Source organism: Paenarthrobacter sp. NPDC057981 (assembly GCF_042886835.1).
Classification (GTDB): Bacteria; Actinomycetota; Actinomycetes; order Actinomycetales; family Micrococcaceae; genus Arthrobacter.
The window spans coordinates 123,748-138,358 of record NZ_JBHVQI010000011.1; the positions used below are offsets into that span (position 1 = coordinate 123,748).

Genomic DNA, 14,611 nt, shown 5'->3' on the forward strand with positions numbered 1-14,611 from the left:
CGAAAGGCTCGGGTTGACTACTGCATTACCGGAACTGGCGGACGGCGTTTTCTATTACGAATCGTTGGGCGACGGCCATTTCCGTTCCACGATCCATGCCCAAGGCGCTTGGAATCCGCACGAACAACACATGGCGCCGGCCTCGGGAATTCTCGCCGATGCCCTGGTGCGCCATGAGCCCAGGGACGATGTCCGGCTGGCCCGGATCAGCTACGAAATCCTTGGCCTGATCCCCGGCGGAGAGTTTCAGATCACCACCTCGACGCTGAGGCCGGGGAAGACCATTGAACTCATCCAGGCCGAGCTTTCCGCCGGAGGGCGCGTAGCCATCCGGGCCGCCGCCTGGCGCATGATCACGAGCGATACCAGTGCTGTGGCCGCGGTCGAGGACGAACCGATGCCCGCACCTGATGAATGCAAGCCTTGGGACGGGGCCAGTGTTTGGCCGGGCGGATACATCCGCTCCCTGGAGATGCGCATCGCGGAGGGGCACCGCCCGGGATCGGGCAGGGTGTGGATCCGGACCTCGCACCCCCTGACCGATCGGGCAGACAGCACTGACCTTGCGCGGTTGATGGGCCTCGTGGACACGGCCAACGGCATCGCTGCGCGTGTCCCTCCTGGCAAAGACAGCTACATCTTCCCGAACGTGGACCTGCAGATCCACATGTACCGCGCACCGGCGGGCGAATGGCTTGGACTGGACAATAAGGTCTCTTTCGGCGCCGATGGCATTGGTTTGACGTCGACAGTGTTGCACGACATTGATGGGCCGTTCGGCAGGGCCGAGCAGATCCTGACGTTGAGGAAGAGCTGATGCGCGAAGCCGCAGTCTCCGGCAAGCAGCTCACCGTCTACCGGCAGCAGGAGTCCTTTGGCGCTGCAGGCGACCTCGACTTTGCCCTGGAGCTGCTCAAGCGTGCCCGCGCCGGTCAGTTGGGGCCCTCGCTTCGTTTGTACCGGCCGCAACCCACTGTTGCTTTCGGCCAGCGGGATGCCAACCTGCCAGGCTTCGCTGCTGCCGAAGAAGCATGCAGGGAACGTGGCTTTGAGCCGCTGGTCCGGAAGGCCGGGGGCAGGGCAGCTGCCTATCACCAAGGGACGCTGGTGATAGACCACATCGAGCCGCACCCCGACGCTATCGTCCGCGCAAAGGCGCGTTTCTCCGACTTCGGCGAGCTGCTGGCCGGTGCTCTTCGCAGTGTCGGCGTACATGCCGCCGTCGGCGAGATCCCGGGGGAGTACTGCCCCGGCGAGTTCAGCGTCCACGGCGAGGATCCTGATTTTCCCGCGCACAGGATCAAACTGATCGGTACTGCTCAACGCGTCGTCTCCGGTGCCTGGTTGTTCAGTTCCGTGGTGGTGGTGGAGAATTCCGGTCCCATCCGCGATGTCTTGACGGCCAGCTATCAGGCGCTGGGCCTGGACTGGGATCCGGCGACGGCCGGCGCCGCCAACGACTTGTTGCCCCACCTTGACGTAGCCGCTGTGGAGGCGGCGGTGGTGGACGCTTACCGCGGCTATGCGGACGTCGTCGACGGCGACTTCAGCACCCTTCTGGTGTGATCGCCGCTGCTTCTTGGGGTAATACCAAGCCAAACGGCCACCGCCCTCACGTTGTGGGCGGTGGCCGGTTTGGTTTGTGGACTGCTGCGCGCCCCGTTCAGTGGCCGCGTGCAATCCATTCATCGAGCTGCGGCTTCTCCGCGCCGATCGTCGTGCTGTCTCCATGTCCGGTGCGGACCACGGTCTCCTCCGGCAGGGTCAGGAGTTTGGTCTTGATGGACTTGATGATGGTGGGGAAGTCGCTGTAGGAACGCCCTGTTGCTCCCGGGCCACCCTGGAAGAGCGTATCCCCGCTGAAGAGGGTGCCTTCACTGGGCAGGAGGAACGACACCGATCCCGGTGAATGCCCCGGCGTGTGCACGGCTGTGAGGATTCCGCCGGCGACTTCGAACGTGTCTCCGTCCGAGATCGAGTTGTCGGGATCGACCCCCGGGAAGACGGCATTCCACAGCATCCAGTCTTCCTTGTGCAGGTAGACCGGTGCATTGACGAGTTCGCGGAACTCGCCTGCGTACCGGATGTGGTCATCGTGGCCATGGGTGAGCAGAATGGCTTTGACGGTCCGACCATTGACGGCGTCCACAATCGCTGCGGGGTTATGGGCGGGGTCTATGACGATGCACTCGGAAGCGTCCCCAATGATCCAGACGTTGTTGTCCACGTCCCAGGTGCCGCCGTCCAGTGAAAACGTCCCGGACGTGACAACATTTTCAATCGTGAGGTTGGCGGCGCTCACAGCTCAACCACCGATCGCAGGACAGCGCCGTGGTGCATCTTGTCGAAAGCCTCTTCAACTTGGTCGATGGAGATCCGCTCGGTGACGAAGGCGTCGAGGTCCAGCTTGCCCTGCTTGTAGAGGTCAACCAGCATGGGGAAATCGCGGGAGGGCAGGCAGTCGCCGTACCAGGACGATTTGAGGGAGCCGCCGCGGCCGAACACGTCCAGCAAGGGCAGTTCCAGCGTCATCTCCGGCGTGGGAACGCCGACGAGGACCACGGTACCTGCGAGGTCGCGGGCGTAGAAGGCCTGCTTATACGTTTCGGGGCGCCCGACGGCGTCAATCACCACGTCTGCGCCGAAGCCGCCGGTGAGCGCACGGATTTCCTCGACAGGATCGCCTGCGGAGGAATCAACCGTGTGCGTTGCGCCGAGGTCCTTGGCGCGTTCGAGCTTTTTGGCGTCGATGTCGACGGCGATGATGGTGGTGGCGCCGGCGAGCGCTGCGCCCGCGATGGCCGCCACGCCCACGCCGCCGCATCCGATGACTGCTACAGAGTCGCCACGCTTGACGCCTCCGGTGTTCAGTGCGGCGCCGAGGCCCGCCATGACACCGCAGCCGAGCAGGCCGACAGCGGCGGCATCGGCTTCGGGGTCGACCTTGGTGCATTGTCCGGCTGCGACGAGGGTCTTTTCGATGAAAGCGCCGATGCCCAGCGCCGGGGACAGTTCCGTGCCGTCCTCAAGGGTCATTTTCTGGGTGGCGTTGTGGGTATTGAAGCAGTACTGGGGTTCGCCACGCTTACAGGCGCGGCAGTTGCCGCAGACAGCGCGCCAGTTCAGGACGACGCGGTCGCCGGGGGCGACGTCGGTGACGTCGGGACCCACTGCGCTGACGACGCCGGTAGCTTCGTGGCCGAGGAGGAACGGGAAGTCGTCGCTGATGCCTCCAAGTTTGTAATGGAGGTCAGTGTGGCAGACGCCGCTGGTGAGGATATCCACCAAGGCCTCGCCTGGGCCGGGTTCGGGAACAAGGACGGTTTCGAGGGTTGCGGGTGCGCCTTTGGAGCGGACGACGACGCCTTTGACTGCGTGGACCATTGGTGTGGTTCCCTTCGGACTCGCGGAGGGCAGGCCCGGTTAGTGCACGGTTAATGCAGCAGGACCCGCTACGGATTCCCATTCTGTCTATCACAGGTGAGAGACAGTACGTGGTTTGTTCCGTGCGGGCCCTGCGCGGGTTACGTCAGCTCCTTAGGCAGCCAGGCGGCTCTCGACCTCGGATGCTGAGGGGTTGGTGGCAGCCGTGCCATCCGGGAAGAGCACGGTGGGGACGGTGCGGTTGCCTCCGTTGAGCTGCTCGACGAGTTCGGCCGTGCCATCCACTTCTTCAATGTTGATCTCGGTGTAGCCGATGCCCTTGGCATCGAGCTGCTTCTTCAGGCGGTTGCAGTAACCGCACCAGGTGGTCGAGAACATGGTGATGGTGCCGGAGTCGGGAGTGAAGTCCACGGAGCTCTCCTCAATTGTGGTTGTTTGCGCGGGGTGTTTCGTTCCTAACAACGGTAACCCGGCGCTGAATAATTCCCGTTTGGCCGCCGACCCGCGTTACGTCACACGGCTGCGCTGGTGTCATTTCGGGGGAAAGGGCAGACTGTTGGCATGTGTGGACGTTACGTGATGGCCCGTGCGGTGGGAGATTTGCTCGCCGATTTCGACGCTGAGCTTGAGAACGAGATTGCCCTGGAGAAGTCGTGGAACGTTGCCCCGACGGACGCGGTCCCGATCGTCCTTGAGCGGTTGGTCGAGGACAACGTCAAGAGGCAGCTCCACGTGGCCAAGTGGGGTTTGGTGCCGTCCTGGGCCAAGGATCCCAAAGGTGGTGCCCGCTTGATCAACGCGCGCAGTGAAACCCTTCTGGAGAAGCCCTCCTTCAAGAAGGCTGCCGTAGCCCGACGATGCGCGGTGCCGGCCGATGGCTATTACGAGTGGAAGAAGGGCGAGGGCAAGAACAAGCAGCCGTACTATGTCCATCCGGTCGACGGACACGGCTTGGTGTTCGCGGGTTTGTATGAGTGGTGGCGGGACCAGGGTGCGTCCCCGGACGATCCCGCCCGTTGGTTGCTGTCGATGTCCATTTTGACCGCGGATACCCCGACGGCGGACTCAGCACGGACGCGGCGCAGTGCCTCGGCGTTCGATGAACTGACATCCCTTCATGATCGCGTTCCCCTGCCCATGAGTACGGAGACGATGGAAGCGTGGCTCGATCCGCGGGAAAAGGATGCCGCAGGGCTCGTGGACATGGTCCGTTCAAGGGCGCACGACGCAGCTGCCGATTGGACGCTGGATCCGGTGGGGGCCGCCGTCGGGAATGTCCGCAACAACTCGCCGGAGCTTATCGAACCCGTGGAGGGCCTGTTCTAGGCTTCAGAGGATTTCCAGGAGTCAGAGGGCTTCGTTGACGGGCACGCCGGATTGGAACTCACGGCCATCAGCTTCACTGAACGCCGTCATCACGTGGCCTTTGCTGAGTCCGTGGATGGCGGACATGGGAAAGTTCCCGGTGATGACGTTGCCGGAGTGCTCTACGCCTTTGATGTCGTAGTTTTCCTCCGCGCTGAGGGAATGGTTGAAGGAGTAGAACGAGATCGCCTCGCCGTTCATGAACTCGATGCCGAGCCTTCGCTGCGAGGAGTAATCTTCACTGGCAGCAACAAGGCCCACGACATAAGCGCCGGAGCCTGGGATGTTGCCGTCAATTTCGAACCTCGCCACCAGGTTGTCATCAGCGGCAGAGATGTTGACCTGCTTCAGGAATGCCTCATTGGTACTCATGGCACAATCCTGCTCTGCGGACCCGCTGCCGTCCACCCCTGCAGGTGATCCTTTGCTTAAGCCTCCAAGAGCCGCTGGATGTTTTCCGCCACCCTTTCCTTGCTGATGCCCTGGCCCTTCCTCGAGGTCAGCAGGTGCAGGACCAAGCCGTCGCTGTAATCGGAAACCGCTTCTGCCCGCGCCCTCGGTTCCATCACGCCCATGGCCTCGAGCAGCTGTGCCAACGCCGATACCAGCCGCTCGTGTCCGGCAGCCACTACCTCCGGCTGGTCCAGCGCGAAAACGAGGCGTGCCCTCGTCAGTCCGGCGTTTTCCCGCGCGAGACCCATAACGGCTGCGGCCACCTGCTCTGCTACTGCTGCGACCGACGTCGGGCGTTCCATGGCGCCCTGCTGCAGCAGGAGGGTGTCCAGCTCTTCAACGCGGTCGACGGCGGCAGCCACCAGGGCGGCGCGGTTGCGGAAGTAGTTCGACGTTGTCCCGACGGCGACTCCGGCCTGTGCGTCCACGGCACGGTGGGTGAGGCCCTTCAGGCCCTGGGCGGCAACGACGGCGAGCGCTGCATCTGCTAACTGGGTTCGGCGGTCGGGCATGGCGAAAGTCTAGCTCGCAGACCTATTCCTACTACAAATGTAGTAGTAGAGTGTGCGCATGAAAAAAGTGGACATCATTGGCGGCGGAATAGCTGGCTTGGCGCTCGCGGCACGACTCGACCCGGGCACGTTCGAGGTCACCGTGTACGAACAAAGGCCCGAGCTGCCCGCCGTGGGAACAACACTGGCCATGTGGCCCAGGGCCCAACGGGCTTTGTCTGACATCGGGATCCTCGGTGCCGTTCGAAGCCATGGATCCATCATCACTGCCGGCGCCTTGCGCGACCCCTCGGGTCAGGCCTTGCTGGCCATAGAAGGGGAAGGGCTCGTTGGCATAGCCAGACCCGAGCTTCTGCGGCTGCTGGATACGGCGGTCCCCGCTTCAGTGGGGCGTGTTGTGCGGAGGGTTGATGACATTCCTGGTGATGCATGGCTGACTGTGGGTGCGGACGGCGTCAACAGTATTGTCCGGAGAAACCACTGGGGTCGGCGGAGTGCGGCACGGCCCACGCCTTTCCTGGCTGTCAGGGGAGTTGTTCCCAGTGCGCCCGCCTCCGGGGATGTTGGCGAATATTGGGGTAGGGGAGAGATCTTTGGGCTGGCCCCGGCCGTAGGCGGAACCAACTGGTACGCCTCATTTCGTTCCGATCTTGGACCGGAGAGCGTAGATGTTGCGGAAGCACTGGAGAGCACCCGGGGCAGGTACGCCAACTACTCGGAAGCTGTCGGGGAGGTTCTGAAGCAGGCTACCCCTGGGAATTCCTTGGCACAACGCATCTGGACGACCCCGCCGATGACCCGGTACGCGCGGGAAAATGTGGTGCTCGCGGGGGATGCGTGCCACGCCATGACGCCAAATCTTGGTCGGGGTGCTTGCGAAGCGCTGATCGACGCCGTAACCCTGGGAACCCTACTGAACGAACTTCCCAGGGAAGAAGCTCTCGCCACCTACAACAGGAAGCGCGTACTGCGCACCCAGCAGCTGAGGATCGTCTCATCGCTCATGGGAAACGTAGCGCTGGCGGAGGGAATGCAACCATTGCGGGACGGGCTGCTGAAGCGGATCGGCAAGCGTGTTGCCAGGGCTTCTGCGCAGGGGTGAACTTCGAAGTAGGTTTTGTTCTGTCGTCGGCGTAAACTGGGAATATTCGAACATACTTTCGAATGAATCGAGCCGGCGTAGTGAGGTGTGAAATGGGGCTGTTCAGCGAATCCGTCGTAGTCAACTGCACGGAAACAGGCCAGCCGCACGAAGTCCAGTGGAAAGGGGCCGGCTACACCGTTACCAATGAGCCAGTCCGGTGGTTCGAACGCCGCCAATGGTGGGTCGAAGAACACCGCGCACCCATCGGCGCAGGCGCAGGCCTGGTTGACCACGAAATCTGGCGCGTCCAGCTTCAACCCCTGGAAACCGGGCAAAAGGACAACCACACCATCACCTTGGACCTTGTCCGGCACGTAGGCAGCGGCCGCTGGCGACTCCTTCGAATCCATGACGCCGCACCCGCCCGCGCCGTGGAACCCGACGAAGCAGCGTGAACTGTTGAGCTTCACCCATCTGCACGTCTCCACGGCCTTCAGCGCACACTATGGCGTTTCCTGGCCCGACGAACTCGCCCAAACCGCAGCAGCCGACGGAGCCACAGCGCTCGCCTGCACAGACAGGGACGGACTCTACGGCACAGTTAAACATCTCAAAGCCTGCATGGATGCAGGTATCGATCCCATCGTCGGTGTGGACTTGGCAGTTTTCGACGACGACGGCGACCACCGCACCCAAGTCGCGGGCCGCGTCGTCGTACTGGCCCACGGGCACAACAACGGGGCAGGCTACCGCGCACTATGCCGCTTAGTATCCGATGCCCATGCCCGCACCTCTGGCAAAGCCGGGGGAGTTGTCCCCGTTGCAGTAACCCGCGCTGAACTTGCTTCCAGAACCTTGGACCCCACAACACTCAAGCCCGTGTTGACCGTACTGATCGGACCAGACTCGGATGTCGGACGGGCCATGGGCGGACGCAAATACCTGAGGCCAAGAACCCTCTTTAAACAATGGATCGACGCCATGCCACCGGGAACCCTGGTTGCCGAAATCGTCTCGCACCTCAGCGCACCCGGGGCGCCGCTCAGCACGGCCCATGCCGTACGCATGCTCAAACTCGCCCTCGAACACAACGTCCCCGCCGTCCTGGCCAACGCAGTCCGTTACTGTGCCCAGGACGGTGCAGCCACCGCTGATGTCCTGGACTCGGCACGCACCCTGAAATCCCTCCCCGAACTCTCCACAGAGCCCATGGTCCAACCAGCAGGAATCCTTCAACCCACAGGACATCTTCAACCCACAGGACAGGGCTGGTTGAAGAGCCCCCGCCACATGCTCCAGCTCGGCAAGGAAATCATGAACGCCGCCGGGCTGGGGCAAGCCGGGCTCAGCAAACTGCTCGCCAACACAGAAGCGCTCGCCGATAAATGCCGCGCAGACCCCATCCTGGACATGGGGTGGAAAAAACCCGTGGTACCGGAGGCATCCATCATCGGCATCGACAACGACCCCATGCTGGAACTGACCCAACGCTGTGAAGCCGGTATCACCCGAAGGTTTCCAGGTATCAGTGGTGATGCGGAAATGCGGCTGCGCTCGCGGCTGGAGCATGAACTGGGGATTATAGGCAGGCTGGGCTTTGGTTCTTACTTCCTCACTGTGGCCGAGGTTTCGCGGATGATCCTTGACATGGGCGTCAGGGTTGCTGCCCGCGGTTCAGGGGCTTCAAGCCTTGTCAATTACCTGATCGACATCAGCCAGGTTGATCCCATCCGCCACGACCTCATTTTTGAACGGTTTCTTTCCGGACGCCGCTCCACCTTGCCGGATATTGATATCGACGTCGAAAGCGCTGAACGGCACAACGTCTACCGAAAGATCTTCGACAGGTTCGGGGCTGAACGGGTCACTCTCATGAGTATGCAAAACGGCTACAGAGCCCGCGGTGCGGTCAGGGACGCAGGGATGGCGCTGGGAATGGACGAGGGCGAGGTCGGGGATATTGCCAAGCAACTCTGGAGGTTCTCAGCAAGAAAATTCCGCGAAGCGCTGGTGGAGAAGCCTGAGCTCCGCGACTTTGCCGGCCGGGTTGAACGCGGCGGCATGGAAGAGAACCAGCAACTCGATCTCCTGGTGGACCTCACTGAAAGGCTTGACCGCCTGCCCCGCCATATTTCCATGCACCCGTGCGGTGTGATTTTGGGGGATGCAACGCTCCTTGACCGGACCCCAGTCCAGCCCAGCGGGCTTGGCCTGCCCATGAGCCAGTTCGACAAACATGACATGGATCCCATGGGCATGCTCAAGCTGGATGTTTTGGGTGTGCGAATGCAAAGTGCCATGGCTTTTGCAGTGCGGGAAGTAATCAGGTTGCATCCTTCCAAAGAAGAGGTGGTGGCCGCAGGAAACCACCCTGTGGGACCTCGAGGCACGGGGCCTGACTATATCGGCGAGGACGGCCGGATTGAGCTCAACGACGTCCCCTTCGATGACGAGCCCACCTTTGAGTTGATCCGGAGCACTCACACCTTGGGGTGCTTCCAGATCGAGTCTCCGGGTCAGAGGGAACTCATTGGAAAAATGGCTCCCCGTGAATTCAACGACCTCATTATCGACATTTCCCTGTTCCGTCCGGGCCCGATGAAGTCGGACATGGTGCGACCCTTTCTGGAGCACAGGCATGGTTTTGCGCCAGAAGTGTACCCACATCCGGATCTCAAGCCCGTGCTGCAGGAAACGCACGGAGTGACAGTCTTCCACGAGCAGATACTCAAGACCTTCGATGTCATGACAGGGTGCGGGTTAGCCAGGGCCGATGAATTCCGCAGGGCTCTTGGCGATGAAATCCGGGAACCTGAAGTGGAGAGCTATTTCCGTCGTGAGGCCATCAGGAATTACACGCCTGAGGTCGTGGACAAGGTTTGGGGAACGTTAAAGGCCTTCGGAAGCTTCGGCTTCTGCAAAGCCCATGGAGCTGCCTTTGCTGTACCTACCTACCAATCGGCGTGGCTTAAAGCCCACCATCCCGAAGCCTTCCTTGCCGGGCTCTGGGAACACGACCCCGGGATGTACCCCAAGCGCTTGTTGGTCGCTGAAGCACGTCGTCTTGGCATTCCCATCCTGCCGTTGGACATCAACCGAAGCCAGGCTGAATACAGGGTGGAGAAGATCCTCGAAGGACCTGATAGCGGAAAACTCGGAATCCGTTTGAGCCTTTCAGGGATCTATGGGTTCTCGGGGGCTGAACTGAAAAGAGTCGTGGCGGGTCAACCCTTCGATTCCTTGGCCGACCTGCGCACCCGGGCGAGGGTGAGCAAGCCAAACATCAAAAGACTGGCTCAACTCGGCGCCTTCGATGCCCTTCATAAAGACTCGGGGGGAACTGCCAACCGGGCCGATCTGGTGCAGCATCTCCAGGCTCTGCAAAGCAGTCCCTCCAAGAAGCAGAACGGCGTCATCGATGGGCAATTGTCATTCGCCCTGGGGGATATTGAGCTGAGGAACATCGCCCCGGAACTTCCCGAGCCAACCATGGTGGAGAACGTCAGGGCAGAACTTGATCTGATGGCCGTTGACGTCAGTGAACACCTGATGGAGAGCCACCGCCCGCTCTTGGATAAATTGGGTGTGACAACCGCCGACAAACTCCTGGGCCTGCGTAACGGAACAGAAGTACTGGTTGCCGGTGTCCGCATAGCAACACAGACCCCACCCATGAGGGGAGGAAGGCGTGTTGTCTTCATCAGCATCGACGACGGCACTGGATGCGTTGATTCGGTCTTCTTCCACGAAGCCCAGGAAGAATCGGGGCCATTGCTGTTCGGAACACGCCTGCTGTTGATCCGTGGAACAACCAGGCGGACCGGCCCCAAGGGCATCAGCCTGAGTGCGGGCAAGGCCTGGGACCTTGGCAGGCCGGAAACCTTGCCGTACCCGGAAATCCTGCGTAGCGATGAGCAGCCACCTGCCGAATACGCACATCGTGGGCCACTTCATGGCATCTCAAGAAACCTTGCCATCACTGGTCTGGGAAGCTGAACCTCCCTGAATCACGGCCCGGCGCGCTGCTTTGGCCGCCCTCGTCGAAGCGGATACGATTGACGGTGGCTGGCTGTGGTCCCCGTACGCCACAAGCTATGAAGCCTTCACTATGAATAGGAGACACCCGTGTCAGATGCCCAACAGATCACCCTCATCGTCGATGGCGAAGAGACCAAGGTGACGGAAGGGACTACCGGCGCGGAACTCTTCTTCGAGCGCCGCGACGTCGTTGTAGCCCGTGTTGACGGTGTGCTCAAGGACCTTGACCAGCCCCTTTCCGACGGTGCGAACGTCGAGGGCGTCACCATTGAATCACCGGACGGACTCAATGTCCTCCGCCACTCCACGGCCCACGTCATGGCCCAGGCCGTGCAGCAGTTGCGCCCGGACGCCAAGCTTGGCATTGGTCCCTACATCACCGACGGTTTCTACTTCGACTTCGACGTTGCTGAGCCGTTCACCCCGGAAGACCTGCGCCAGCTGGAAAAGATGATGCAAAAGATCATCAACCAGAACCAGAAGTTTGTCCGTCGCGTGGTCACCGAAGAAGAAGCCCGCCAAGCCATGGCCAACGAGCCCTACAAGCTCGAGTTGCTCGGCAAGAAAAACGATGCCACGGACGCCGCGGAAGGCGTCAACGTCGAGGTGGGCGCCGGCGACATCACCATCTACGACAACGTCGACCGCAAGAGCGGAGACAGCGTGTGGTGCGATCTTTGCCGCGGCCCCCACCTGCCCAACACCAAGATCATCTCCAACGCCTTCGCGCTGACCCGTTCGTCGTCTGCCTACTGGCTGGGCAACCAGAACAACCAGCAGCTGCAGCGCATCTATGGAACGGCCTGGCCCACCAAGGAAGCCCTCAAGGCATACCAGGAGCGCATCGCCGAAGCCGAACGCCGCGACCACCGCAAGCTTGGCGTCGAGCTGGACCTCTTCTCCTTCCCGGATGAGCTTGGCTCCGGCCTGCCGGTCTTCCACCCCAAGGGCGGCATCATCCGCAAGGAGATGGAGGACTACTCGCGCAAGCGCCACGTGGACGCCGGCTACGAGTTCGTCTACACCCCGCACATCACCAAGGGGCACCTTTACGAGGTCTCCGGCCACCTTGACTGGTACAAGGACGGCATGTTCCCGGCGATGCAGGTGGACGCCGAGCTCAACCCGGACGGCACCGTGCGGAAGCCGGCCCAGGATTACTACCTGAAGCCGATGAACTGCCCCATGCACAACCTGATCTTCCGTTCGCGCGGCCGCTCGTACCGTGAACTGCCGTTGCGCCTGTTCGAATTCGGCTCGGTGTACCGCTACGAGAAGTCCGGCGTTGTGCACGGACTGACCCGCGTGCGCGGCATGACACAGGACGATGCCCACATCTACTGCACCCGCGAGCAGATGAAGGACGAGCTCACCACCACGTTGAACTTCGTCCTCGGTCTCCTCAAGGACTACGGCCTGGACGATTTCTACCTGGAGCTCTCCACCAAGAACGAAGAAAAGTTCGTTGGGGACGACGCCACGTGGGAAGAAGCCACACGTACGTTGGCCGAAGTAGCTGAGGCCTCCGGACTTGAGCTGGTTCCCGACCCGGGTGGAGCTGCCTTCTACGGCCCCAAGATCTCCGTCCAGGCGAAGGATGCCCTGGGCCGCACCTGGCAGATGTCCACCATCCAGCTGGACTTCAACCTGCCCGAGCGCTTCGAACTGGAGTACCAGGCTGCCGACGGAACGCGTCAGCGCCCCGTCATGATCCACCGCGCCCTCTTCGGTTCGGTTGAACGCTTCATGGGTGTCCTCACCGAGCACTACGCCGGAGCATTCCCGGCCTGGCTGTCACCGGTCCAGGTGGTGGGCATTCCCGTAGCCGAAGCGTTCAACGACTACATGTTCGACGTCGTGGGGCAGCTCAAGGCTGCAGGTATCCGCGCCGAGGTGGACATTTCCTCGGATCGCTTCCCGAAGAAAATCCGCACTGCCAGCAAGGACAAGATTCCCTTCGTGCTCATTGCCGGAGGCGAAGACGCCGAAGCTGGCGCAGTGTCCTTCCGGTTCCGGGATGGCAGCCAGGATAACGGCGTCCCAGTGGAAGAGGCGGTCCGTAGGATTGTCGACGCCGTAAAGAACCGCGAGAGCTGACGGAACGGATACAGTGACGGTGCAGGAGAACACAGGCGCGGCAGCTGACTTTCCGGGCGATGCAGATGTAACCGATGACTTCGGGCTTGCAGGCGTTCCGGATGCGTTTCAGCGCCTGTGGACTCCGCACCGCATGGCCTACATCAAGGGCGGGCAGGATCAGTTCAAGAACAAGGACGATTGCCCGTTCTGTGTAGGCCCCACCCGCTCGGACGAGGAATCCTTGATCGTCCACCGGGGAAAGACGTGCTACGTGGTGCTCAATCTTTTCCCTTACAACCCAGGCCATCTGCTGATCTGCCCCTACCGCCATGTGCCCGACTACACGGACATCACGGTCGAGGAGACGGCTGAGTTCGCTGACCTGACGCAGACCGCCATGAGGGTCCTGCGCAAGGTCTCCAACCCCAGCGGGTTCAACCTTGGGATGAACCAAGGCGTCACCGGCGGGGCAGGCATCGCCGCGCACCTCCACCAGCATGTGGTTCCACGGTGGGGTGGAGACGGAAACTTCTTCCCCATCATTGCCCAGACCAAAGCCATCACGCAGACCCTGGATGAGGTCCGCAAACTCGTGGCTGAAGCCTGGCCAGGGGAGTCGAATGCTCAATAGGCATGCGCGCGGTTTCTTCACTTCACTCTTTACTCCGCTGGCGCGTTGGCTCCTGCGGCTGGGCGTGTCTCCTGACGCCGTCACTATTGCAGGCACTGCCGGAGTGGTGCTCGGCGGCCTCATCCTGTACCCGCTGGGCCACCTATGGTGGGGCTCCGTCATTGTGGCGCTCTTCGCCTTTTCCGATGTGGTCGACGGCATCATGGCCCGCCTGCAGGGCCGCAGCGGAGGTTGGGGAAACTTCCTTGACTCAACATTGGACCGCTTGGCCGATGGCGCCATCTTCGCGGGCCTCACTATCTGGTTTTTCACCGGAGGCCGCGATGCTGCGATCGGAACCGCGGCCGTCGTCTGCCTGGTCCTGGGGATGGTCGTTTCCTATGCAAGGGCCAAGGCGGAATCACTTGGCTACCACGCAAGCGTCGGCATTGCCGAGCGTGCCGAGCGCTTGGCGTCGGTCCTCCTGATAACCGGCCTTACCGGATTGGGGCTTCCCCGCGTGGTGCTTTTCGCGACCCTTGTCTTCCTGGCACTGGCCAGCTTCGTCACCATCGTCCAAAGAATGGCGACTGTTCGCCGGCAAGCCATGGCTGAGGCCGAGGGAACTGGCATCTGACCAGATTTCGCGGTGGAGGTTTGTGCAGCTGTCCTACCACGCGCCTGTTTATTGCCCCTTAGGGCAGTAATGAATGTACTTCCGCCATGCATCCTGCGACTACTATTACTAGTACTTGGTCACCTTGACCTGAAACCCGGTGTGCGCTGAATGTGGTCGTTGGCTGCGCGTGCCTCCGGCAAGAAGGTCGTTTATCTACCCATAGGGGTTTTTGTGTCTACACCAGATGTAAGCAACGAAGCCGGTTCGTCCGCGAACAGCGTCACGGGCAGCAGCCGCGTTAAGCGGGGCATGGCGGAGATGCTCAAGGGCGGCGTCATCATGGACGTCGTTAACGTCGAGCAGGCCCGCATCGCCGAGGATGCCGGTGCCGTGGCTGTCATGGCGCTGGAGCGTGTTCCGGCTGATATCCGCGCCCAGGGTGGCGTGTCCCGCATGTCCGATCCCGA

14 protein-coding genes and 1 pseudogene are annotated in these 14,611 nt (G+C 61.7%); 10 read left to right on the forward strand and 5 right to left on the reverse strand.

What is annotated here, in order from left to right:
* The first annotated feature begins 13 nt into the window (after positions 1-13).
* Both ACFVSI_RS12345 and ACFVSI_RS12350 read left to right on the forward strand, forming a co-directional pair.
* Positions 14-817: a thioesterase family protein gene (locus ACFVSI_RS12345; protein ID WP_387823750.1), complete on the forward strand. Its 804-nt coding sequence runs from the start codon at positions 14-16 to the stop codon at positions 815-817.
* A complete protein-coding gene (locus ACFVSI_RS12350; protein ID WP_387823753.1) occupies positions 817-1,566 on the forward strand; it encodes a biotin/lipoate A/B protein ligase family protein in 750 nt (249 codons plus the stop codon). Before ACFVSI_RS12345 ends, ACFVSI_RS12350 begins: the two co-directional genes overlap by 1 nt.
* Positions 1,567-1,663: 97 nt before the next feature.
* Here ACFVSI_RS12350 and ACFVSI_RS12355 read toward each other — a convergent pair whose 3' ends face one another.
* The 3 genes from ACFVSI_RS12355 to ACFVSI_RS12365 form a co-directional block, all read right to left on the reverse strand.
* Positions 1,664-2,302 (reverse strand): MBL fold metallo-hydrolase, encoded by a 639-nt coding sequence (locus ACFVSI_RS12355; RefSeq protein WP_387823755.1) that lies wholly within the window; start codon positions 2,300-2,302, stop codon positions 1,664-1,666.
* Positions 2,299-3,384 (reverse strand): S-(hydroxymethyl)mycothiol dehydrogenase, encoded by a 1,086-nt coding sequence (locus tag ACFVSI_RS12360; protein ID WP_144658972.1) that lies wholly within the window; start codon positions 3,382-3,384, stop codon positions 2,299-2,301. The genes ACFVSI_RS12355 and ACFVSI_RS12360 overlap by 4 nt, the downstream gene beginning before the upstream one ends.
* A gap of 153 nt (positions 3,385-3,537) precedes the next feature.
* Entirely contained in the window at positions 3,538-3,795 is a 258-nt protein-coding gene (locus ACFVSI_RS12365) for a mycoredoxin (RefSeq protein ID WP_018777778.1), read from the reverse strand.
* Positions 3,796-3,963: 168 nt separating this feature from the next.
* Between ACFVSI_RS12365 and ACFVSI_RS12370 the strand changes: the two genes are divergently transcribed.
* On the forward strand, positions 3,964-4,710 hold the full coding sequence (locus ACFVSI_RS12370) for an SOS response-associated peptidase (RefSeq protein ID WP_387823787.1): 747 nt from the start codon (positions 3,964-3,966) through the stop codon (positions 4,708-4,710).
* 21 nt (positions 4,711-4,731) lie between these two features.
* On the opposite strand, the gene ACFVSI_RS12375 is transcribed toward ACFVSI_RS12370, so the two are convergent.
* Together ACFVSI_RS12375 and ACFVSI_RS12380 are read right to left on the reverse strand one after the other, a co-directional pair.
* Positions 4,732-5,121: a hypothetical protein gene (locus ACFVSI_RS12375; protein ID WP_144658970.1), complete on the reverse strand. Its 390-nt coding sequence runs from the start codon at positions 5,119-5,121 to the stop codon at positions 4,732-4,734.
* Between the two features lie 56 nt (positions 5,122-5,177).
* Entirely contained in the window at positions 5,178-5,714 is a 537-nt protein-coding gene (locus ACFVSI_RS12380; protein WP_387823759.1) for a TetR/AcrR family transcriptional regulator, read from the reverse strand.
* 52 nt (positions 5,715-5,766) lie between these two features.
* Between ACFVSI_RS12380 and ACFVSI_RS12385 the strand changes: the two genes are divergently transcribed.
* From ACFVSI_RS12385 to ACFVSI_RS12415, 7 genes and pseudogenes are all read left to right on the forward strand, one after another.
* Positions 5,767-6,816 (forward strand): FAD-dependent monooxygenase, encoded by a 1,050-nt coding sequence (locus ACFVSI_RS12385; RefSeq protein WP_387823762.1) that lies wholly within the window; start codon positions 5,767-5,769, stop codon positions 6,814-6,816.
* Positions 6,817-6,908: 92 nt separating this feature from the next.
* Positions 6,909-7,253 (forward strand): DUF6504 family protein, encoded by a 345-nt coding sequence (locus ACFVSI_RS12390; protein ID WP_387823765.1) that lies wholly within the window; start codon positions 6,909-6,911, stop codon positions 7,251-7,253.
* 4 nt (positions 7,254-7,257) lie between these two features.
* Positions 7,258-10,794 carry a DNA polymerase III subunit alpha gene (locus tag ACFVSI_RS12395; protein ID WP_387823767.1) on the forward strand — a complete coding sequence of 1,179 codons (3,537 nt, stop codon included), beginning with the start codon at positions 7,258-7,260 and terminating at the stop codon, positions 10,792-10,794.
* 129 nt (positions 10,795-10,923) lie between these two features.
* Positions 10,924-12,933: a threonine--tRNA ligase gene (gene thrS, locus ACFVSI_RS12400; protein WP_144658965.1), complete on the forward strand. Its 2,010-nt coding sequence runs from the start codon at positions 10,924-10,926 to the stop codon at positions 12,931-12,933.
* A 19-nt stretch (positions 12,934-12,952) separates the two neighbouring features.
* Positions 12,953-13,546: an HIT domain-containing protein gene (locus ACFVSI_RS12405; RefSeq protein ID WP_144658964.1), complete on the forward strand. Its 594-nt coding sequence runs from the start codon at positions 12,953-12,955 to the stop codon at positions 13,544-13,546.
* Positions 13,536-14,162: a phosphatidylinositol phosphate synthase gene (gene pgsA / locus ACFVSI_RS12410; protein ID WP_387823771.1), complete on the forward strand. Its 627-nt coding sequence runs from the start codon at positions 13,536-13,538 to the stop codon at positions 14,160-14,162. Before ACFVSI_RS12405 ends, pgsA begins: the two co-directional genes overlap by 11 nt.
* A 291-nt stretch (positions 14,163-14,453) precedes the next feature.
* Positions 14,454-14,611: pseudogene (locus ACFVSI_RS12415) on the forward strand (pyridoxal 5'-phosphate synthase lyase subunit PdxS); the annotation flags it as partial.

Coding starts and splice junctions, on each gene's coding strand:
- ACFVSI_RS12350 (WP_387823753.1), top strand. CDS start 817: ATGCGCGAAGCCGCAGTCTCCGGCAAGCAGCTCACCGTCTACCGGCAG.
- ACFVSI_RS12360 (WP_144658972.1), bottom strand. CDS start 3,384: ATGGTCCACGCAGTCAAAGGCGTCGTCGTCCGCTCCAAAGGCGCACCC.
- ACFVSI_RS12370 (WP_387823787.1), top strand. CDS start 3,964: ATGGCCCGTGCGGTGGGAGATTTGCTCGCCGATTTCGACGCTGAGCTT.
- ACFVSI_RS12375 (WP_144658970.1), bottom strand. CDS start 5,121: ATGAGTACCAATGAGGCATTCCTGAAGCAGGTCAACATCTCTGCCGCT.
- ACFVSI_RS12380 (WP_387823759.1), bottom strand. CDS start 5,714: ATGCCCGACCGCCGAACCCAGTTAGCAGATGCAGCGCTCGCCGTCGTT.
- ACFVSI_RS12390 (WP_387823765.1), top strand. CDS start 6,909: ATGGGGCTGTTCAGCGAATCCGTCGTAGTCAACTGCACGGAAACAGGC.
- pgsA (WP_387823771.1), top strand. CDS start 13,536: ATGCTCAATAGGCATGCGCGCGGTTTCTTCACTTCACTCTTTACTCCG.